The organism is Streptomyces sp. 12E, assembly GCF_055633275.1.
On sequence record NZ_JBVNCJ010000001.1, the window covers coordinates 1933116 to 1954292 of the forward strand.

The following is a 21177-nucleotide window of genomic DNA, read 5'->3' on the forward strand; positions in this document are numbered from 1 at the left end:
CGTACGAACTCGACCGGGGGTACAGGCGGCAATGGCGAAGAAGTCCAGGAAGCAGCAGTCGGGAGGAACGCCCGCGACGGTGGCGCTCACCGCGGCCGGGGTGCCGTTCACGGTGCACTCCTACGACCACGATCCCTCCCACCCGTCCTACGGCGAGGAGGCGGCCGAGGCGATGGGGGTCTCGCCGGACCGGGTCTTCAAGACGCTGGTGGCGGACGTCGACGGCGCGCTGACGGTGGCGGTGGTGCCGGTGGCGGGACAGCTGGACCTGAAGGCCCTCGCGGCGGCGGCCGGCGGCAAGCGGGCCGCGATGGCCGACCCGGCCCTGGCGGAACGCACCACGGGCTACGTCCGGGGTGGCATCTCCCCCCTGGGCCAGCGCAGGAGACTCCCCACTGTGGTGGACGAGTCGGCCACCCTCCACGAGACGATCTGCGTCTCGGCGGGCCGCCGCGGCCTGGAGGTGGAACTCTCCCCGGCCGACCTGACCACCCTGACATCGGCCACCCTGGCCCCCATCGGCCGCCCGTGACGCCCCGCCGTACCCGCGGGCAGCCGTGCCTCCCCAGTGCCCCGAAGGCCTGGGAGGCGCCCCTCGGGGCGGCGCGGCCCGGCGACGACGCCGGGCCCTGAGACCTACGTCCCCGGCTGCGACGCGTACGGCTCCGCCGCCGGCAGCTGCTCCGGATCCCGCGGCCCGAACAACGCCGTCAGCCCCAGATGCAGCACCAGCGCCGCGAACGGCCACGCCAGCAGCGCCCCCTTCGCGCTCAGCTTCAACGGCGCGTCGAACGTGACCCCGTCGCCCGCGTTCCTCGCCCGGGCCATCAGGTCCGACGACGGCCCCAGCCACACCCCCAGCCGCCACGCCAGCACCGACCCCAGCAGTCCGCCGACCGCCAGCGCCACCACCAACGGCACGCCCCCGCGCCGCCGCACCAGGAACACGGCAAGCGCGCTCACCGCGCCGAACCCCAGCGCGAGCAGCACGAACGTCCCGTCCACCCCGATGCTCTGCTCGCCCTCGGAGTCCTTGAGGTACACGACCCAGCCGTCACCGGCCACGTCGCCCACGTAGGGCACGCGCGGCGCCAGCCACCACCACAGCACCCCGAGCAGCGCCCCGCCGAGCGCCACCGCCACCGCGGTCACGGCGGCCTCCCGCATCTCCGCCTTCATCCCGGGGCCGTCCTGTTCGTACCACCAGCCGTGCCGCGGCCGCCCGGCGGCGGGCCCGTCCTTGTCCCCGTACGGGGACAAGGCGGTCGCCTGCCCGTCGGCCGGCGGCTGCCACACGTCCCCCGAGGAACGCTCGTGCGGAGGCGGCGGTGGTGTCAGAGGTGCGCTCACCCTGCCATCGTGCCAGGCCCGGCTGTGCGGCGCGTCACCGGACGGCCGCCCTGCGGTACGCCCAGGTCGCGACGGCCAGCGAGAGCACGCCGACGCCCCCGCACACGGCGAGGTCACCGAGCACCCGCGCCCAGTCGGGATGCGGTCCGAAGGTCCGCGCGAAGGCCTCGACGCCGTACGTCGACGGCAGCAGGTCCCGGGCGAGGCGCACCGCCTCCGGCATCCGCTCCGCCGGCAGCACACCGAGCAGCAGCGCGGCCGACATGCCGAGCTGGCCCAGCAGCGTGGCCACCTCCGCGCGGGGCGCGAGCAGGCCGAGCGCCGCGCCGAGTCCGGCGAGCGCGGCCCCGGCGAGCGGGATCACCGCGACCAGCACCCACAGGTTCGCCAGCGGCAGTCCGAACAGCACGCACCCGAAGACGGCGGTCACCACGGTCCCCGGCACGGTGAACGAGGCGTACGCGCCCGCCGCGCCCAGCACCACCGCCGCCGGCGGCACCGGCAGCGTCGCGTAGTGGTCGAGCCCGCCGCTGGCCCGCAGCTGCCCGAAGTACTGGGCGAGCAGGTTCAGCGCGACGAAGGCCACGACCAGGACCGCCGAGCCGGCGACCACGGCCCGCGCCTCGCCGCCGCCGTCCACGACCCCGCGCATCAGGACCATGATCCCGACCGACTGGAAGGTCGCCACGAACAGCAGCGGTATCCGCGCGACCCGGGCCCGGGACAGCTGGGCCCGGTACACGGCCGCCAGCGACGGCCACAGCCGTGCCCGGGGACCGAGTTCGGCCGCTTCCGGCACGGTCTCCTCCACGGCCAGGACGCCGCCCGGCACGACATCGGCGGGTACGACACTCACGTCGTGCTGCTCCCCTTCGCTCGGAGGTTCGCTCGAAACCACTGCGGCCTCGTTCCGTACGGATGTCGCGGCCCGTGCGCTCACGCCTTCACCAGTCCCTGTCGTACGGCGCCGCCCAGCGCCAGGTAGACGTCCTCCAGGCTGGGCGTGGCCAGCGTGAAGTCGTCCAGCGCGGCGAAGGCGGCCCCGCCGGTGACGGTGGCGACGACCGTACGCGCCTCCTCGGGCGCGAGCCGCAGGGTCCAGCGGCGGCCCGACTCGACGACCCGGTCCCGCAGCGCGGCGACCTCGGGCACGTGCAGGGGTGCCGCCTCGCGCCACACCAGATCGACCCGGACCTCGCCGGCGACCCGTTCCTTGAGCCCGGCCGGGCTGTCGCAGGCGATGACCCTGCCCCGGTCGAGCACGGCGACCCGGTCGAGCACGGTCTCGGCCTCGATGACGTTGTGGGTGACCAGCAGGACGGTGGTGCCGTGCTCGGCGCGGCGCCGGTCGACGGCGGACCACACGGCGCGCCGGGCCACCGGGTCCATGCCGGTGGTGGGCTCGTCCAGGACGAGCAGGGGCCGCTCCCCCACCAGCGCGGCGGCGAAGCAGGCCAGCCGGCGCTGGCCGCCGGACAGCTTCTTCAGCGGGCGTCCGGCGATCGGGGTGAGCCCCAGTTCGTCCAGGACGTCGTCCCGCTCGGCCCGCGCCCGCCGCGCGTCGAGTCCGCGCAGCCGCCCGGTGGTCTCGGCGGCGAGGGACACGGTCAGCTCGTCGAGGGCGCTGGACTCCTGGCCGAGGTAGGCGAGGATGCGGGCGGCGCGCTCGGGGTGGCGCACGATGTCGTGGCCGAGGATCTCGACGCTGCCACGGTCGGGCCGCATCAGTCCGGTCAGCTGGCGCACGAGGGTGGACTTGCCGGCGCCGTTCGGCCCGAGCAGCCCGAAGATCTCACCGCGCCGGATGTCGAGCCCCACGTCGTCGGTGGCCCGGACCTCGGACGTCGCGGGGACCCCGCGCCGGCCGCGCACCGCCGGATAGGTCTTGGTCAACCCGCGCACCGCACACACGACGTCACCACCGTGCCGGAATCCCTGTGCCGCGCGCGTATTCACAAGGGACGAGCCTACGGGGTCGAGGCCCCCGCCCCGCCCTCGGGTCACCCCACCACCCGCACACCCGCCCCGGCCGCCCGTCGGTCCACCGAGCCGGGCGGTGGACGGGCGCAGGCCGGGGGTCGGGGGACGGGATCCCCCCGACGGAGCCCCCGGAACCGGGGGTGTCGGGGCGACGCACCGCCCGCTCATTCCCCGGCGGGAGCCCTCTCCGTACCGGTGCGGAGATCCAGTTCGCGCCAGAACCCCGCCCGGATGGCGTAACGGTCACGCTCGTCGATCTGGTCGTCCTTGTGGGCGAGCAGACCGAAGCGGGCCGCGTAGCGCAGCAGCTCGCCGTCGACCCGGTGCGGAATGCGGGGGTACATGGCGGACAGCTTCTGGATGTGGCTCTGGTCCCCGAGCCGCTCCACCCAGCGCCGGGCGAAGACCTGCCCCACCTCGAAGGGGTCCCCGCCGACGGTGGTGATGTCCTCCTCCCGGTCGGCCCACCGCTGCTCCGCCGTCGTCAGCTGGGCGAGCGTCGGCATGGAGGCCACGTCCGGCGGCTCGGCGGCCGGACGGTCGACCCAGCCCTTGTCGGAGGACCAGCGCAGGGTGGCGGAGGCGGGCTGCTGGGGCGGGTGCGGGCCGGGGCCGCGCAGCGCGGCCAGGTCCTTGGGGGTGGGTACGACCTTGGCCGTGGACGCCCGCTCGGCGGTGCCGTTGTGCTCGGCGCCGGCCGGGTGCTGCGGCTCCTGGACGGTCCGCCCGGCCGTCGCGCCGGGCGCGGACTCCGGCAGCGGGGCGGAGAGGATCGCGGCGATCTCGGGCCGCGGCACGGGCGGCGGGGCGCACACCCCCGTGTACTCCTTGGCGCGTACGACCTGGGTGATCCACGCCCGGTCCAGCACCCGGCGCTCGTCGGCCTCGGCGACCAGGTCCTCGGACTGGTTGTAGTCGCCGTCGGCGGCCTGCACGGCCCACAGGTGCACGGCGACGCCGTGTTCCTTGGCGGCCATCATGCCCGGCAGCAGGTCGCCGTCCCCGGTGACCAGGACGATGTCGGAACAGGCGCGGTTGCGGGCCAGCTCGGTCAACTCGGCGTGCATCGCGGCGTCGACGCCCTTCTGCGCCCAGCGGCCGTCGCTGCGGGTCAGCGCGCCGAGCCGGACGGTGACCCGGGGCATCACGCGCAGCCTGCGGTGCTCGGGCTGCGGGACGCGGTCGGGGGCGCCGTCGAACCAGTAGATGCGCAGCAGCGGCTGACGCGTGTCGGACTCGGCGCGCTCCCGCAGCCCCTGGACGAGGGCGGCGTGGTCGACGGTGATGCGGGACCGCGACGACTCCCCGGCCAGGAGACTGGCGGCGGCCCCCAGCAGATACCCGGCGTCCACCAGGACGATGCAGCGGTCCACGCGGTCCACCCTCTTTCCGGGAGGTTTGCTTCGGGCTTGCTTCGAGTCTGCCCGACCACGCCGGGGTTAACGGCCCGAACTCGATCTTCGGCGTGGCGTTTCCACGCTTCCTCCCCCGATCACCCCCGTGACACACGGTAATTGTCCGACATGCGTCCGTCACCGGGCTGTGTGAATCTGGTTCCGGCCCTGGCCCCTAGTCCCCCACAGGAGGCACCACCATGGCCAAGAACAAGAACCGTGACCGTAAGCAGCCGCAGGCCGAACGCACCCGGCGGGCGGCACAGTCGTCCACGATGGAGCCCCCGGACGAGCAGCGCGCCACTCAGGTCGTACCCGGCGAGGTCGGTCCGGGCAAGGGCCGGCAGAAGCGCTTCGGCCACAACTGACATCCGTGTGACGGGCCGTCGCGGCCCGGGCGCAGGAAGCTCCACGCGCAGGAAGAGGGGCGCACCCACCGCAGGGTGCGCCCCTCACACGTGTCCGACGGACGGCGTCAGCCCGCCAGGCAGGACGGTCCGAGGAGGACCTTCAGGTCGCCGAACAGGGCCGGGTCCGGCTTCACCCGGTGCCGGTCCAGGCGCAGCACCGTCGTCTTCGTCGGTCCCTGGAGCTTGATGCGGACCTCGCTGTCGCCCTTGTGGTGGGTGAGGATCTCGCCGAGCCGGCTGACCATCGGCGGGGTCACGCGGGTGGCCGGGATGGTGAGCACCACGGGCGCGTTGGCGCCCGCGTTGGACAGGTCGGGGATCATCAGCTCCATCGCGACCAGTCGCGGCACGTCCTCCCGCTTGTCGAGCCGGCCCTTGACGAACACCACGGCGTCCTCGACGAGTTGCGTCGAGACGAGCTGGTACGTCGCCGGGAAGAACATGCACTCGATGGAGCCCGCGAGGTCCTCCACGGTGGCGATCGCCCAGGCGTTGCCCTGCTTGGTCATCTTGCGCTGCAGGCCCGAGATGATGCCGCCGATGGTGACCACCGCGCCGTCGCCGAAGTCGCCGCCGGTGAGCTGGGAGATGCCGGCGTCGGCCTTGTCGGACAGCACGTGCTCCAGGCCGAACAGCGGGTGGTCGGAGACGTAGAGCCCGAGCATCTCGCGCTCCTGGGCGAGCAGGTACGTCTTGTCCCACTCGTCGTCGGTGAAGGTGACGTCGAGGCCGAAGCCGGGCTCGCTGGTCTCCTCCTCGCCCATGCCGCCGAAGAGGTCGAACTGTCCCTCGGCCTCCTTGCGCTTGACCGCGACCACGTTGTCGATCATCGACTCGTAGTGGGCGGTGAGGCCCTTGCGGGTGTGCCCCAGTTCGTCGAAGGCGCCGGCCTTGATCAGCGACTCCGTGGTCCGCTTGTTGCAGACGACCGCGTCGACCTTGTCGAGGTAGTCCGGGAAGGAGGTGTACTTCCCCTTGGCCTTGCGGCACTTGATGATCGACTCGACCACGTTGGTGCCGACGTTGCGCACGGCCTCCAGGCCGAAGAGGATCACGTCGTCGCCCTGGGCGGCGAAGTTGTGCACCGACTCGTTGACGTTCGGCGGGAGGACCTTGATGCCCATGCGGCGGCATTCGTTGAGGTAGATCGCCGACTTGTCCTTGTCGTCCTTCACCGAGGTGAGCAGCGCGGCCATGTACTCGGCGGGGTGGTTCGCCTTGAGGTAGGCGGTCCAGTAGGACACCAGTCCGTACGCGGCGGAGTGCGCCTTGTTGAAGGCGTAGCCGGCGAAGGGCACCAGCACGTCCCACAGGGCCTGGATGGCCTCGTCGCTGTAGCCGTTCTTGCGTGCGCCGGCCTGGAAGATGGTGAAGTTCTTCGCCAGTTCCTCGGGCTTCTTCTTGCCCATGACGCGGCGGAGGATGTCGGCCTCGCCGAGCGAGTAGCCGGCGATGATCTGGGCGGCCTTCTGCACCTGCTCCTGGTAGACGATCAGGCCGTAGGTGACGTCCAGGACCTCCTTGAGCGGCTCCTCCAGCTCCTTGTGGATCGGGGTGATCTCCTGGAGCTTGTTCTTGCGCAGCGCGTAGTTGGTGTGCGAGTCCATGCCCATCGGGCCGGGACGGTAGAGCGCGGAGACGGCGGAGATGTCCTCGAAGTTGTCCGGTTTCATCAGCCGCAGCAGCGAGCGCATCGGTCCGCCGTCGAACTGGAAGACGCCGAGGGTGTCGCCGCGCTGGAGGAGTTCGAAGGTCTTCGGGTCGTCGAGCGGCAGGCTCAGCAGGTCCAGGTCGACGCCCTTGTTGGCCTTCACCATCTTGACGGCGTCGTCCATGATGGTCAGGTTGCGCAGGCCGAGGAAGTCCATCTTCAGCAGGCCCAGCGACTCGCACTGGGGGTAGTCCCACTGCGTGATGGTCACGCCGTCGGTGTGCCGCACCCAGATGGGGGCGTGGTCGACGATGGGCTCGCTGGACATGATCACGCCGGCGGCGTGCACGCCCATCTGCCGGACCAGGCCCTCGACGCCCTTGGCGGTGTCGATGACCTTCTTCACGTCCGGCTCGTTCTCGTACATCGCGCGGATCTCGCCGGCCTCGCTGTAGCGGGGGTGCGAGGGGTCGGTGATGCCGTTCAGGTCGATGCCCTTGCCGAGGACGTCGGCGGGCATCGCCTTGGTGAGGCGGTCGCCCATCGCGTACGGGTAGCCCAGCACGCGCGCGGAGTCCTTGATGGCGTTCTTCGCCTTGATCTTGCCGTAGGTGCCGATCATGGCGACCTTGTCGGCGCCGTACTTCTCCGTCACGTACCGGATCACCTCGACGCGCCGGCGCTCGTCGAAGTCGATGTCGACGTCGGGCATGGAGACGCGCTCGGGGTTGAGGAACCGCTCGAAGATCAGTCCGTGCGGGATCGGGTCGAGGTCGGTGATGCCCATGGCGTAGGCGACGATCGAGCCGGCCGCGGAGCCACGGCCGGGGCCGACCGCGATGCCGTTGTTCTTGGCCCACATGATGAAGTCGGCGACGACGAGGAAGTACCCCGGGAACCCCATCTGGATGATGACGTCCATCTCGTAGTCGGCCTGCTTCTGGCGGTCCTCGGGGATGCCGCCGGGGAAGCGGCGCTCCATGCCGCGGCGGACCTCCTCCTTGAACCAGCTGACCTCGGTGTACCCCTCCGGGATGTCGAACTTGGGCATCAGGTCGCGCTTTTCGAACATGCCCGTGGTGTCGACCATCTCGGCGATCAGCCGGGTGTTGGCGCAGCCCTGCTGCCAGGCGTCCGAGGAGTCGATGGCGTACATCTCGTCGGTGGACTTGAGGTAGTAGCCGGTGCCGTCGAACTTGAAGCGGTCGGGGTCGGAGAGGTTCTTGCCGGTCTGGATGCACAGCAGCGCGTCGTGGGCGGTCGCCTCGTGCGCGTACGTGTAGTGCGAGTCGTTGGTGACCAGGGGCGGGATGCCGAGCTTCCGGCCGATCTCCAGCAGGCCGTCGCGGACCCGGTGCTCGATCTCGATGCCGTGGTCCATCAGCTCCAGGAAGTAGCGGTCCTTGCCGAAGATGTCCTGGTAGTCGGCGGCGGCCTTGAGGGCCTCGTCGAAGTGGCCGAGGCGCAGCCGGGTCTGCACCTCGCCGGAGGGGCAGCCGGTGGAGGCGACGATGCCCTCCGACCACTGCGCGATGGTCTCCTTGTCCATCCGGGGCCACTTCTGCAGCCAGCCCTCGGCGTACGCGTCGGAGGAGAGCCGGAAGAGGTTGTGCAGACCGGTGTTGTTCACCGCCCACATCGTCTTGTGGGTGTAACCGCCGGAACCGGAGACGTCGTCCCGCTTCTGGTGCGGCTGGCCCCACTGGATCTTGCGCTTGTTGCGCCGGGACTCGGGTGCGACGTACGCCTCGATCCCGATGATCGGGGTGACCCCGGCCTTCTGCGCGGAGTGGAAGAAGTCGTACGCCCCGTGCAGGTTGCCGTGGTCGGACATGGCGATGTGCGTCATGCCCATCTCATTGCAGGCGTTGAACATGTCCTTGAGCCGCGCGGCACCGTCCAGCAGCGAGTACTGGGTGTGGACGTGCAGGTGCGTGAACGGCGGCTTCGACACGGTTCGGCCTCCAAAGGTGAACGTTGTGGCGCGGAGCGCCCCGATGAGGGGCGGTGGTCGGGTGACGGGAGGGCTCTCGGCGACGGGCGGACAGTCCGGGGGACAGCGTCGAAGTCTATGCCCCGGCACTGACACGGGACGCGCGTCCCGACGTACCTTCGGGCGGTGGCGCGGGCACTCCCGTGACCCGTCGCGCGTTAGGCAGGGGACGGACCAGCCGTCCCGAGACATCCCGCACCTGGAGGCACACAGCGATGTCGGTCCCGCAGCTCAACGACGAGCACCGCGGTGAGGAGATCCTCGCCGTCCTCGACACCGCCTTCGGCGAGCTCCTGGCCGCCGACCCGGCCGCGTTCCGGGTGAAGTTCCGGAAGATGGCGGCCTCGGCGTTCGCCTTCTACCGCGGGACGGCGTGCCTCTTCTACCACGACCTGGACGCGGAGGGCGCCGGGCGGGACGGCGGGAGGACACACAGCACTCCGTACCTGGACGAGCGCACCTCGCGCGTGTGGATCCACGGCGATCTCCACGCGGAGAACTTCGGCACGTACATGGACTCCAACGGCCGCCTGGTCTTCAACGTCAACGACTTCGACGAGGCCTACGTCGGCCCCTTCACCTGGGACCTCAAGCGCTTCGCGGCCTCCATGGCGCTGATCGGCTACGCGAAGGCGCTCAGCGACGAGCAGATCACCGAGCTGGTCACGATCTACGCGGCCGCCTACCGGGAGCGCATCCACGCGCTGGCCACCGGCGCGAAGAGCGACGAGGTGCCGCCGTTCACCCTGGACACCGCCCAGGGGCCGCTGCTCGACGCACTGCGCGACGCCCGCTCGCTGACCCGGTTCGGGCTGCTGGACTCGATGACGGAGATCCGCGACTTCGAGCGCCGCTTCGCCTCCGGCGGCGGCGCGGTCGAGCTGGACGCCGCCACCCGCTACAAGGTGCTCGCCGCCTTCGACGGCTATCTGGAGACGCTGCCGGACGCCTCCCTGGCCCGCCCGGACTCCTACCGCGTGAAGGACGTCGTGGGCCGCCGCGGCATCGGCATCGGCTCGGCCGGGCTGCCGTCGTACAACATCCTCCTGGAGGGGCACAGCGACGCCCTGGAGAACGACGTGGTGATCTACATCAAGCAGGCCCAGACCCCGGCCGTCTCCCGGCACGTCACCGACCGGGCGATCCGGGACTACTTCCAGCACGAGGGCCACCGCACGGTGATCTCCCAGCGCGCCCTCCAGGCGCACGCCGACCCGTGGCTGGGCTGGACCGAGCTGGACGGCGCGGGCCAGCTGGTCGCCGAGGTCTCGCCGTACGCCGTGGACCTGGACTGGGGCGACATCGACGACCCGGAGGAGATCGCCCTGGTCGCCGCCGACCTCGGCCGGGCCACCGCCACGATGCACGCAGCGGCGGACGACACCTCCGGCGAGTCCCTGGTGCCGTTCTCCACCGAGCGCGCCATCGACGCCGCGATCGCCGCCGACGAGGACTCCCTGGTCCCCCTCCTGGTCGAGTTCGCGCACGACTACGGGGCCAGGGCGCGCCGCGACCACCAGATCTTCCTGGACCTGTTCCGCAACGGCAGGATTCCGGGACTGTAACCATCGGGACGTCCACAGGAACCCTTTAGGGATCCCTTACCGGAGCACGTGACACACTCTTCAGCGCCATGGACATATCCGGAACCCAGCTCAGAGCCGTGCGCGCGGCGCTGTTCACGGCCGTCGTCGTGACGCTCAGCACCGCGTCGCACGTGCTGCTGTCCGGGGTCCCGCTGCCGCTGAACACGGTGGCCGCGATCGCCGCCGCCGTGTTCGTCCTCGCGTACGCCCTGGCGGGGCGGGAGCGTTCCTTCGGGCGGATCGCCGCCCTGCTGATCCCGCTGGAGCTGGCCGCCGACACCGTCTTCACCACCGGCCAGCACGTCTGCTACGGCCGGATGGGCGGGCCAGTGGCGGGCCCGCTGCGCTCCGTCGGCTTCGACGTGCTGTGCGGGGACGGCACCAGCGTGGGCGCCCCGCTCGCCCGGGCCACCGGGCACGCCGCCGAGGGCGGCGACCGGCTGGCGACGCTGCTGGCCCAGGCCGATCCGGCGACCGCCTGGGCGCTGCTCGGCGCGCACATCGGGGTCGGTCTGTTCGCCGCCGCCTGGCTGCGCCGCGGCGAGCGGGCGCTGGCCCAGCTGCTGAGCGCGGTGGCGGCCACGACGTTCCGGCCGCTGCTGCTCGCGGTCGCCGCGGTGACCGTGCGCCGGGCCCCGGAGGCCGTCCGTCCGGTGCGCCCGGTCCGCCGCGCCGCCGCCGCCCGGACCCTGCTGCTCGCGCACTCCCTGGGGCGGCGCGGACCACCGTGCTCCGTCACCTTCGCCTGAGGCGTTCCCGCCCCCGGCGAGCCCCTCAGCACCAGCGGTCCCCCATACATACGCATCCCGCACACGACCCGTGTGCGTCCCCCCGTGGAGACATCACCATGAGCAAGCGGAACAGCCAGGCGGCGAAGACGGCGGCCCGGGAGCGGCTGCGCGTGGAGCGCGAGCGCCAGGCGAAGAAGGCGAAGGCCAAGCGGCAGCTCGTCGTCGCCCTGTCGGTCGTCGGCGTGCTGGCCGCGGCCGGCGGCATCGGCTACGCGGTCGTCCAGGCCAACAAGCCCGACGCCTGGGAGGCCGCGAAGGACGCCAAGCTCGTCAAGCCGGCCAACACCAGCGGCGAGAACGGCACGACCGTCGTCATCGGCGAGTCCAGCGCGAAGAAGACCCTCGAACTGTACGAGGACCCGCGCTGCCCGGTCTGCGCCTCCTTCGAGCAGACGGTCGGCGAGACCATCGAGAAGGACGTCGAGGACGGCAAGTACAAGATCCGCTTCATAGGCGCCTCGTTCCTCGACCGCAGCATGAACGGCGAGGGGTCCAAGAACGCCCTGAGCGCCCTGGGCGCCGCGCTGAACGTCAGCCCCGAGGCGTTCCTCGCCTACAAGAGCGCCCTCTACTCGGCCGAGTACCACCCCGAGGAGACGGACGACAAGTTCAAGGACGACGCGTACCTGATCAAGATCGGCGACTCGGTCGACGCCCTGAAGAACAACAAGGAGTTCCAGTCGGCCGTCAAGGACGGCACCTATGACAGGTGGGCGCTGGAGATGTCCGAGGTGTTCGACAACAGCGAGGACGTCCGGGGCACCCCGACGCTGATGATGGACGGCAAGAAGCTCACCGGCTCCGACGGGCAGAACGCGCCCATGACGGTGGACGAGTTCAACACGGCGGTCGACGCGGCCCTCAAGGCCTGAGCCCCGGCCGGCTGACGGCACGCCGAAGAGCGGGCGAACTTTCACCGGTTCGCCCGCTCTCGCGTGTACCTGTCAGTAACCTGATCGGCTGTGACCAGTCGACACAGATCATCCGAGAGCGCCGTCTCCGCCACCGCGGACACCGACTCCCCTTCCCCGCGCCGCCGTTCGGTCGTCAAGGCGGCCGCCGCCACCGCGGTGCTGGCCGGACCGCTCGCCGCCGCCCTCCCCGCGCGCGCCGCGACCGCGCAGGCGCCCGCCTTCCTGCACGGCGTGGCCTCCGGCGACCCGCTGCCGGACGGCGTCCTGCTGTGGACCCGGGTGACGCCGGTGCCGGAGGCGATACCCGGCTCCGGGCTCGGCCCGGACACCGAGGTGAGCTGGACCGTCGCCCGGGACAAGGCGTTCACCGACGTCGTCGCGAAGGGCTCGGCCCTCGCCACCGCCGCCTCCGACCACACCGTCAAGGCGGACGTCCGCGGCCTGCGGCCGGCCACCGACTACTGGTTCCGCTTCTCCGCCGGCGGCACCGACTCCCCCGTCGCCCGCACTCGCACCGCCCCGGCCGCCGACGCCGCCGTGACCGGGCTGCGCTTCGGCGTGGTCTCCTGCGCCAACTGGGAGGCCGGCCACTTCTCGGCGTACCGCCACCTCGCGGCCCGCGGCGACCTGGACGCCTGGCTGCACCTGGGCGACTACATCTACGAGTACGGCATCGGCGAGTACAGCGCCCGCGGCGAGGTCGTCCGGCCGCACACGCCCGCCCACGAGATCGTCACCCTCGCCGACTACCGGCTCCGGCACGCGACGTACAAGACCGACCCCGATCTCCAGGCGCTGCACGCCAAGGCGCCGGTCGTCGCCATCTGGGACGACCACGAATTCGCCAACGACGCCTGGTCGGGCGGCGCCGAGAACCACACCGAGGGCGCGGAAGGCGCCTGGGCGGCCCGCCGGGACGCCGCCAAGCAGGCCTACTTCGAGTGGATGCCGGTACGGCCCGCGATCACCGGCACCACCTACCGCCGACTCCGCTTCGGCAAGCTGGCCGACCTCTCGCTGCTCGACCTGCGCTCCTTCCGCTCCCCGCAGGTCTCCCTGGGCGACGGCGGGGTCGACGACCCGGACCGCACGCTCACCGGGCGCGCCCAACTGGACTGGCTGAAGGCGGGACTGACGGCGTCCGACACCACCTGGCGGCTGGTCGGCACCTCGGTGATGATCTCACCGTTCGCCCTCGGCTCCCTTCCCGCGAGCCTCCTCAAGCCGCTCGCGAAGCTGCTGGGCCTGCCGCAGGAGGGCCTCGCCCTCAACACCGACCAGTGGGACGGCTACACCGACGACCGCCGCGAACTCCTCGCGCACCTGCGTGCGAACGCCGTCCGCAACACGGTCTTCCTCACCGGCGACATCCACATGGCGTGGGCCAACGACGTGCCGGTGAACGCCGGTACCTATCCGCTGTCGGCGTCGGCCGCCACGGAGTTCGTGGTCACCTCGGTCACCTCCGACAACCTCGACGACATCGTGAAGGTCCCCGAGGGCACCGTCTGCGGGCTCGCCGCACCGCTGATCCGGGCCGCCAACCGGCACGTCCACTGGGTCGACACCGACCGGCACGGCTACGGCGTGCTGGACATCACCGCCGAGCGGGCGCAGATGGACTACTACGTGCTGTCGGACCGTACGGCGGCGGACGCCGCGGCGGAGTGGGTCCGCTCCTACCGCACCCGCAGCGGCACGCAGAAGATCGAGCGCGTCCACGACCCGGTCTGATCCGCGCCCGGTTCAGTCCTCCAGGGAGTCGAGGAAGCCGAGCGCCACCCGCCAGGTGGCCTCGGCGGCCTCCTCGTCGTAGTCCGGCAGGTCGGGGTCGGTGTAGAGGTGACCGGCCCCCGCGTACCGGTACACCTCGACGTCGGCCCCGGTCCGGCCCATCCTCAGGTACCAGGCGGTGAGCCAGTCGTCGGTCTCGAACGGGTCGGGTTCGGCGACGTGCAGCTGCACCGGCAGTTCGTCCGCCGAGGCGCTCTCCGCGATGTCCGACGTGCCGTGCAGGAGCAGCAGTCCGCGCGCCTTTTCGTCGCCGAGGGCCAGCGTCTGGGCGACCGAGGCGCCGAAGGAGAACCCCGCGTACACCAGCCCCCGCTCGGAGTAGGGCGCGGCGGCCAGCACGGCCCGCTTCAGCAGCTCCTCCTTGCCGGTCGCGTCCTTGTACGCCATGCCCTCCTCGACCGTGTCGAACGTGCGGCCCTCGAAGAGGTCGGGCGTCCACACCTCGTGTCCGGCCGCGCGCAGCCGGTCCGCCGCCCGGTGCACCGCGGGCCGCAGACCGTAGGTCGAGTGAAAGAGCATGATGTTCATGCGGTCCATGGTGCCAGTCCGGTGTGACGGCGCCGGATCGAGGCACTACCCGCGATCGCGCGGAAGTCACATGTTCATGCCCGCCCGGGCCGGTTAGGTTCGGGGACATGGATGACGTGCTCCGCCCATTGATCGTGGTCGGCGGCTCGGTCGCGCTCACCCTGCTGCTCGGCTGGGCCACCGACCTGCTGCTGCGCAAGGCCGACGAACGCCACCACGAGACTCCGCTGTGGGGCCTGCTGCGCCGCGCCCGGATCCCTTATCACCTGGTGCTCTGCGCGGCGCTGCTCAGAGGGTCGTACGACGAGGCGCGGCTGTTGCCGGACCGCGAGGTCGCCCTCGGCCGGATCCTGACCCTCGTGCTGATCGGGTCGGCCGCCTGGCTGGCGATCCGGATCGCGGCCGCGGTCGTCGAGACCACGTACACCCGGTACGCCAGCACCCACCGCGAGCGGAACCCCGCCCGGGTCCGCCGGGTGCGCACCCAGGTGACGCTGATCCGGCGGGTGGTCTCGGCGATCGTCGGTGTGATGGCGGTGGCCGCGATGCTGCTGACCTTCCCCGCGATGCGGGCGGCCGGGGCCTCGCTGCTGGCCTCGGCCGGCATCCTCGGCATCGTCGCCGGTGTGGCCGCCCAGTCCACGCTGGGCAACATGTTCGCCGGGCTGCAGATCGCCTTCGGCGACATGGTGCGCATCGGTGACACGGTCGTCGTGGACGGCGAGTGGGGCACGGTCGAGGAGATCACGCTGACCTTCCTGACCGTGCGCACCTGGGACGAGCGCCGGATCACCATGCCGGTGTCGTACTTCACGTCCAGGCCGTTCGAGAACTGGTCCCGCGGTACGCCGCAGATGACCGGCACCGTCTTCTGGCACCTCGACCACTCGGCGCCGCTGGAGGCGATGCGCGACAAGCTCCGTGACATCCTCCGGGAGTGCCCGGCCTGGGACGGCCGCGCCTTCAACCTGACCGTGACGGACAGCACCCCCAGCACCATGGAGGTGCGCGCCCTGGTGACGGCCAGGGACGCCGACGACATATGGACGGTGCGGGTCACGGTCCGCGAGCAGATGATCCGCTGGCTGACGGACGAGCACCCCTACGCCCTCCCCCGGGTCAACACGGCGGGCGCGGTGCCCGCGCCCCGCTTCGACGGGTACCGCGTCCCCGACGGCCTCCACGTCCCCGACGGCGTGCCGGCGGCCCGCCGTGCGCACCGCCGTCCCCGGGAGCGCTGACCGGCCCTCAGTGGCCCCGTTCGGCACCGCCGTTGACCTGGATGATCTGCGAGGTGATGTGCGCGGCGCCCGGGGAGGCCAGCCAGTGCAGGGTCGCGGCGACGTCCCCGGGCGTTCCGGCGCGTCCGTCGGACGTCTCGGCGATCAGCCGGGCCCGCCGCTCCTCGTCCATGCCGTCGCCGAAGAACCCGGTGTCCTCGACGTAGCCCGGTGCGACCACGTTCACCGTGATGCCGCGCGGCCCCAGTTCCCGGGCCAGGGCGTGGGCGTACGGATGCAGCGACGCCTTGGCCGCCGCGTACGACCCCCGTCCGGACCCCCGGTAGGCGGCGATGGAGCCGAGGAACAGCACCCTCCCGCCCGGTTCGGCGAGCCGTTCCCTCAGGGCCTCGGTGAGCAGCACGGCGGTCAGCACATTGAGGCGGAAGTTGACCGTCCAGTCACGGGCGACCGCGTCGAGGGGGTCGCCGCCGCCGACGGGGGGCTCGAGGAGTCCGTTGCCGCCGGCACAGTGGATCAGCACGTCCACGGCGCCGAACTCCCGGCCCACGAACCCGGCCACGCCGCGCACGGCCTCCGGGTCGGCCAGATCGGCGGCGTACGTCAGGGCGCCCGGCACCTCCGCCCGCTCCAGTACGTCCCCGCGCCGTCCGAGCAGCAACACCTGGTCCCCGTCGGCGGCGAACACCTGCGCGGCGGCCAGCCCGATCCCGGTGCCGCCTCCGCTGATCACAACGTTCCGAGTCATGAGGCGATCCTAGGAAGCCCCGGCCCCCGGCGCCGCGCAGCTCACCGCAGGCTGCGCACGTCCAGCTGCCGCAGCACCCGGTCCACCACCTCCGGATCCGCCCCCGCCTCGCTCCGCGCGGCCAGCACCTCGTGCCGCGCCGCGCTCAGCATCTCCCGCTGGATCTCCCGCACCCGCTTCAGCCGCCGCGCCCGCTGCCGGTGCGCCTCCCGCCGTTCGTCGTCCGCGAGGTCGGGGCTGATCCGCACCCCGATGTCGAAGGCGCTGCGCTGCATCTGCTCGGACAGTTCCTCCGGGAGGTCCTCGGTCTCCTCGATCTCGCGCAGCCTGTGCTTCGCCGCCCTGGCCGCACGGACCGCCAGGTCGTGCTCGAACCGCTTCTCCCGCCCGGTGTCGGCCCGCACCCCCAGCCGCCCCACCAGCCACGGCAGGCTCAGTCCCTGCACCAGCAGGGTCGCCATGATCACGCCGAACGCGATGAAGATGATCTCACCCCGGCCGGGGAAGTCGCCTCCGGCGTCGGTATCCAGCGGAATCGCCAGCGCCAGCGCGGCGGAGGCCACCCCGCGCATCCCGGCCCACCACATCACCACGGTCTCGCGCCAGCTGACCGGGATCTCCTCGGCGGTGTCCCGCGCGGCGTGCAGCCGTTTCGTCAGCCAGGTCGCCGGCAGCAGCCACAGCAGCCGGACCAGGACGACCACGCCCACGATCACCGCCGCCCAGGTGATCAGTTCGCCCCAGTGACCGGCCGCGGTCCGCACCGCGTTGTGCAGTTCGAGCCCGACCAGCCCGAACGCGACCCCGGTGACGAGGGTGTCGACGATGTCCCAGAAGGTGTGCCCGGCCAGCCGGGTCATGACGTCGTCGGCGTCGGTGGCGTACTCCACGAGGAACAGCGCGGTGGTGAGCACGGCGAGCACGCCCGAGCCGTGCAGTTCCTCGGCCGTGACGTAGGAGGCGTACGGCACGAGCAGGCTCAGCCCGATCTGCAGGGTCGCGTCCCCGAGGAGGCCCATCAGCTTGTTGGCGCCCCAGCCCAGCGCGAGCCCGACCGCCACCGCCACCACGGCCGACAGCACCAGGTCGAGTCCGGCCTCCCAGGCCGAGAAGCTGCCGCTCACGGCGGCGGCGATCGCCACGTTGTAGAGGACGATCGCCGTGACGTCGTTGAAGAGCCCCTCGCCCTCCAGGATCGACACCAGCCGGCGCGGCAGCCCCAGCTTCCCGGCGACGGCGGTCGCCGCGACCGGGTCGGGCGGCGCGACCAGCGCGCCGAGGGCCACGGCGGCGGCCAGCGGCAGCCCGGGCACGACCGCGTGGGCGACGACGGCCACGCACAGCGTGGTGACGAAGACCAGCGCCACCGCGAGCAGCAGGATCGGTCTGACGTTCGCCGCGAACTGCCGCCAGGAGGTCCGCCGCACGGCGGCGTGGAGCAGGGGCGGAAGCAGCAGCGGGAGGATCAGGTCGGGCGGGACGTCGACGTTCGGCACGAACTCCAGCAGAGCCAGTACGGCCCCGAGGACCGTCATCAGCACCGGCGCCGGCAGTCCCAGCCGCTCCCCGACCGGGACGCTCACCACGGCCCCGAGCAGCAGGGCGAACAGCAGGGTCAACTGGTCCACGGTCACGGCTCCGGGCGGATCGACGATCGGCGGGCGGATCTCCACCCTGCCACGCCGGGACCCTCATCCGGCCGTTCGCGGCTCCGGGTGCAGAGCGCGCCGCATGGCCCGGTGCGGTATCCCGGCGTCCGGGAACTCGGGGCCGTAGGCCTCGTAGCCCAGCCGCTCGTAGAAACCGAGGGCGTGCGTCTGCGCGTGCAGGTCGACGGCGGTGAGGCCCCGCGCGCGGGCCGCCTCCTCGATGGCCCGCACCAGCGCCGCCCCGACCCCGAGGCCCCGGGCCCGGCGCGTCACCGCGAGCCGGCCGAGCGAGCCGACCGCCGGGTCGCCGCCGTTCTTCGCCGCGGCGGCCTCTCCGTGCAGCAGCCGTCCGGTGCCGAGCGGTGTGCCGTCCTGCCCGACCGCCAGCACATGGACGGCGCCGGCGTCGTAGGCGTCGTACTCGATGTCCTCGGGGACGCCCTGCTCGGCGACGAAGACCTCCTTGCGGACCGCGAGGCACGCCTCGCGGTCGGCGGACCCCTCCGCCACGCGGACCGTGAAGGCGGCGCTCACGCGTAGGTCTCCTCACGGACCTGGTCCAGCGCCTGCTGGAGGTCGTCGGGGTAGTCGCAGGAGAACTCCGCCCACTGCCCGTCACCGGGGTGCTCGAAGCCCAGACGTACGGCGTGCAGCCACTGGCGGGTCAGCCGGAGCCGCTTGGCGAGCGTGGGGTCGGCGCCGTAGGTGAGGTCGCCGACGCAGGGGTGCCGGTGGGCGGCCATGTGGACGCGGATCTGGTGGGTGCGGCCGGTCTCCAGCTTGACGTCGAGGAGGGAGGCGGCGCGGAAGGCCTCGATGAGGTCGTAGTGCGTGACGGACGGCTTGCCGTCGGCGGTGACCGCCCACTTGTAGTCGTGCTGCGGATGGCGGCCGATGGGGGCGTCGATGGTGCCGCTGGTGGGATCGGGGTGGCCCTGGACGAGCGTGTGGTAGCGCTTGTCGACCGTGCGCTCCTTGAACTGGCGCTTCAGCGACGTGTACGCGCGCTCCGACTTGGCGACCACCATCAGGCCGGAGGTGCCGACGTCGAGGCGGTGCACGATGCCCTGGCGCTCGGCCGCGCCGGAGGTCGAGATGCGGTACCCGGCGGCGGCCAGACCGCCGATCACCGTCGGGCCGGTCCAGCCCGGCGAGGGGTGGGCGGCGACGCCGACGGGCTTGACGATCACGACCACGTCGTCGTCGTCGTGCACGATCTCCATGCCCTCGACCGGCTCGGCGACGACCTGGACCGGCGCGGGCGCCTGCGGCATCTCCACCTCGAGCCAGGCGCCGCCGCTGACCCGCTCGGACTTGCCGACCACCGATCCGTCGACCGTGACCTTCCCCGCGGCGGCGAGCTCGGCCGCCTTGGTGCGGGAGAAGCCGAACATGCGGGAGATGGCGGCGTCGACGCGCTCGCCCTCCAGGCCGTCGGGCACGGGCAGGGTACGGATCTCGGGAATCGTGCTCACCCGTCGAGTATGCCGGACGGGTCCGGCGACCCCGTACGCGCGCTCAGTCCTTGTGGACGGTGCCGTCCGGGTCGAGGCCCCGGAACGACAGCAGCACGATCAGGATGCCGCCGCACACGATCGCCGAGTCCGCCAGGTTGAACACGGCGAACCCCTTGGGCGCGATGAAGTCGACCACCGCGCCCTCGAAGACGCCCGGCGACCGGAAGATCCGGTCGGTGAGGTTGCCGAGGGCGCCGCCGAGCAGCAGGCCCAGCGCGATCGCCCACGGCAGGCTGTAGAGCTTGCGGGCGAGGCGGATGATCACCACGATCACGGACGCGGCGATCACCGTGAAGATCACGGTGAAGGCCTCGCCGAAGCCGAAGGCCGCGCCCGCGTTGCGGATCGCCTCGAACCTCAGCCACTCCCCGACGATCTCGACGGGCTCGTGGTGCTCCAGCTTGGCGACCACGATCATCTTGCTGATCAGGTCGAGGGCGTACGCGAACACGGCGACGGTGAGCAGCACGGCGATCCGCCGCTTGCCCCGGGGCCGCTCGGCCTCCGCCGCCGTCCCCTCGGCGCCGGCCCGTTCCCGCTCCTCCCGGTCCGCGTCCGGGGTGTCCGGCGTACCGATGATGCGCTCCGCCTCTGCCACGTGAGTCCCTCAGCCTAGGTACCTGACTAAAGGACGAGGGTACGGCACGCCCCGCGCACCCGCCGATCAGTACCGCCGCTCCTGCTTCTGCTTGCACTCGACGCACAGGGTGGCCCGGGGAAAGGCCTGCATACGGGCCTTTCCGATGGGATTTCCGCAGTTCTCGCACAGGCCGTAGGTACCGGCGTCGAGGCGCTGCAGGGCACGCTCGAACTGGCTGAGCATCTCGCGCGCGTTCGCGGCGAGCGCGAGTTCGTGTTCGCGCGTGATGTTCTTGGTGCCGGTGTCGGCGTCGTCGTCGCCCGCGCCGTCGCCGGAGTCCCGCATCAGGCCGGCCAGCGACTGCTCGGAGGAGGTGATCTCCTCGCGCAGCCTCAGCACCTCGGACGTCAGCTCGGCCCGCGCCTCCTCGGCCTCTTCCGGAGTCCAGGGATCCTCGCCCGGGCGTACCGCGAGGTCGCCCGGCTCCGCCGCGCCGATCCGGGCCTTGGGTACGGGGCTCTTCGCCGCCGTGGCCGTGCCAGGAGTCTTCTTCGCACCCACCGTCGTCACTCCCGTCTGCGCCGCGGCATCCACCGCGCCCGCGTCATCGGCCGTGCTGTGCCCGGCCACATCCTGTACGGGCCCACCGCTCCCGGCGGCACCGCCGCCCGAGCCCGGGAATCCGGCCTCCCGGCCCCCCGCGGAAACCTTCCCCGGGCCGGCCCCCCGTCCCGAAACCTTTTTCCCCGCCCCGCCCCCACCAGGCCCGGCCGCCTTTTCGGCCGCCGCCTCCCCGGCAGGGGCCTTCCCGGCGGACGCCTTCCGCGCAGGGGCCTTCCCGGTCGCGGCCCTCCTGGCCGGCGCCTTCTTCGCGGGTGCCTTCTTCCCGGACGCCCCGGGGAGCGGCTGCGCCGCCGTCGTCCGTGGCGCCGCGGCCCCGGCGGGCCCCTCGGTCCCGCCGCCATGGGCGGGCCCGCGCCTGCCGGACGGCGCCGGCTGCTGTACGGCGGTCTTCTTCGCCACCATGGCCGCGGCCCCTTCATACATTGTG

The 21177-nt window shown here is 72.1% G+C and carries 19 protein-coding genes; 7 read left to right on the forward strand and 12 right to left on the reverse strand.

The genetic code is table 11. From position 1 onward, the window contains the following. Positions 1-31 precede the first annotated feature (31 nt). Complete coding sequence (ybaK, locus tag ACZ8ZB_RS09110) at positions 32-532, forward strand: Cys-tRNA(Pro) deacylase (RefSeq protein ID WP_470737189.1); 501 nt, start codon at positions 32-34, stop codon at positions 530-532. A 104-nt stretch (positions 533-636) separates the two neighbouring features. On the opposite strand, the gene ACZ8ZB_RS09115 is transcribed toward ybaK, so the two are convergent. The 4 genes from ACZ8ZB_RS09115 to ACZ8ZB_RS09130 form a co-directional block, all read right to left on the reverse strand. Next, on the reverse strand, positions 637-1350 hold the full coding sequence (locus tag ACZ8ZB_RS09115; protein ID WP_470737190.1) for an AAA family ATPase: 714 nt from the start codon (positions 1348-1350) through the stop codon (positions 637-639). 34 nt (positions 1351-1384) lie between these two features. After that, complete coding sequence (locus ACZ8ZB_RS09120) at positions 1385-2206, reverse strand: ABC transporter permease (protein ID WP_470737191.1); 822 nt, start codon at positions 2204-2206, stop codon at positions 1385-1387. Positions 2207-2286: 80 nt separating this feature from the next. Then, entirely contained in the window at positions 2287-3261 is a 975-nt protein-coding gene (locus ACZ8ZB_RS09125; RefSeq protein ID WP_470737192.1) for an ABC transporter ATP-binding protein, read from the reverse strand. Positions 3262-3494: 233 nt separating this feature from the next. After that, positions 3495-4703 (reverse strand): NYN domain-containing protein, encoded by a 1209-nt coding sequence (locus tag ACZ8ZB_RS09130; protein WP_470737193.1) that lies wholly within the window; start codon positions 4701-4703, stop codon positions 3495-3497. A gap of 221 nt (positions 4704-4924) precedes the next feature. Here ACZ8ZB_RS09130 and ACZ8ZB_RS09135 point away from each other — a divergent pair, with 221 nt between their 5' ends. Continuing rightward, a complete protein-coding gene (locus ACZ8ZB_RS09135; protein WP_470737194.1) occupies positions 4925-5092 on the forward strand; it encodes a hypothetical protein in 168 nt (55 codons plus the stop codon). A gap of 107 nt (positions 5093-5199) precedes the next feature. On the opposite strand, the gene dnaE is transcribed toward ACZ8ZB_RS09135, so the two are convergent. Then, positions 5200-8739: a DNA polymerase III subunit alpha gene (gene dnaE / locus ACZ8ZB_RS09140; RefSeq protein ID WP_470737195.1), complete on the reverse strand. Its 3540-nt coding sequence runs from the start codon at positions 8737-8739 to the stop codon at positions 5200-5202. Positions 8740-8993: 254 nt separating this feature from the next. Here dnaE and ACZ8ZB_RS09145 point away from each other — a divergent pair, with 254 nt between their 5' ends. The 4 genes from ACZ8ZB_RS09145 to ACZ8ZB_RS09160 all read left to right on the forward strand — a co-directional run bounded on the left by ACZ8ZB_RS09145 (position 8994) and on the right by ACZ8ZB_RS09160 (position 13803). Beyond that, a complete protein-coding gene (locus ACZ8ZB_RS09145) occupies positions 8994-10343 on the forward strand; it encodes a DUF2252 domain-containing protein (RefSeq protein ID WP_470737196.1) in 1350 nt (449 codons plus the stop codon). 68 nt (positions 10344-10411) lie between these two features. Then, positions 10412-11113 carry a hypothetical protein gene (locus ACZ8ZB_RS09150; protein ID WP_470737197.1) on the forward strand — a complete coding sequence of 234 codons (702 nt, stop codon included), beginning with the start codon at positions 10412-10414 and terminating at the stop codon, positions 11111-11113. A 98-nt stretch (positions 11114-11211) separates the two neighbouring features. Next, positions 11212-12027 carry a DsbA family protein gene (locus ACZ8ZB_RS09155; RefSeq protein WP_470737198.1) on the forward strand — a complete coding sequence of 272 codons (816 nt, stop codon included), beginning with the start codon at positions 11212-11214 and terminating at the stop codon, positions 12025-12027. 90 nt (positions 12028-12117) lie between these two features. After that, positions 12118-13803, forward strand: a complete 1686-nt coding sequence (locus tag ACZ8ZB_RS09160; RefSeq protein WP_470737199.1) for an alkaline phosphatase D family protein — start codon at positions 12118-12120, stop codon at positions 13801-13803. Between the two features lie 12 nt (positions 13804-13815). Here ACZ8ZB_RS09160 and ACZ8ZB_RS09165 read toward each other — a convergent pair whose 3' ends face one another. Beyond that, a complete protein-coding gene (locus tag ACZ8ZB_RS09165) occupies positions 13816-14391 on the reverse strand; it encodes a dienelactone hydrolase family protein (protein ID WP_470737200.1) in 576 nt (191 codons plus the stop codon). A gap of 107 nt (positions 14392-14498) precedes the next feature. On the opposite strand from ACZ8ZB_RS09165, the gene ACZ8ZB_RS09170 reads away from it, so the two are divergent. After that, positions 14499-15632, forward strand: coding sequence for a mechanosensitive ion channel family protein (locus ACZ8ZB_RS09170; protein ID WP_470737201.1), 1134 nt, complete (start codon positions 14499-14501; stop codon positions 15630-15632). Positions 15633-15639: 7 nt separating this feature from the next. On the opposite strand, the gene ACZ8ZB_RS09175 is transcribed toward ACZ8ZB_RS09170, so the two are convergent. From ACZ8ZB_RS09175 to ACZ8ZB_RS09200, 6 genes are all read right to left on the reverse strand, one after another. Continuing rightward, entirely contained in the window at positions 15640-16380 is a 741-nt protein-coding gene (locus ACZ8ZB_RS09175; RefSeq protein WP_470737202.1) for an SDR family NAD(P)-dependent oxidoreductase, read from the reverse strand. A gap of 41 nt (positions 16381-16421) precedes the next feature. Further along, positions 16422-18008 (reverse strand): Na+/H+ antiporter, encoded by a 1587-nt coding sequence (locus ACZ8ZB_RS09180; protein ID WP_470737203.1) that lies wholly within the window; start codon positions 18006-18008, stop codon positions 16422-16424. A gap of 63 nt (positions 18009-18071) precedes the next feature. Next, positions 18072-18563: a GNAT family N-acetyltransferase gene (locus tag ACZ8ZB_RS09185; RefSeq protein WP_470737204.1), complete on the reverse strand. Its 492-nt coding sequence runs from the start codon at positions 18561-18563 to the stop codon at positions 18072-18074. Beyond that, positions 18560-19504, reverse strand: a complete 945-nt coding sequence (locus ACZ8ZB_RS09190; RefSeq protein WP_470737205.1) for an RluA family pseudouridine synthase — start codon at positions 19502-19504, stop codon at positions 18560-18562. The genes ACZ8ZB_RS09185 and ACZ8ZB_RS09190 overlap by 4 nt, the downstream gene beginning before the upstream one ends. Before the next feature lie 43 nt (positions 19505-19547). Beyond that, positions 19548-20144 (reverse strand): signal peptidase II, encoded by a 597-nt coding sequence (gene lspA / locus ACZ8ZB_RS09195; protein WP_470737206.1) that lies wholly within the window; start codon positions 20142-20144, stop codon positions 19548-19550. Between the two features lie 66 nt (positions 20145-20210). After that, the gene (locus ACZ8ZB_RS09200) at positions 20211-21152 is read right to left on the reverse strand and encodes a TraR/DksA family transcriptional regulator (protein ID WP_470737207.1); all 942 of its coding nucleotides are present in this window, start codon (positions 21150-21152) and stop codon (positions 20211-20213) included. Positions 21153-21177 lie beyond the last annotated feature (25 nt).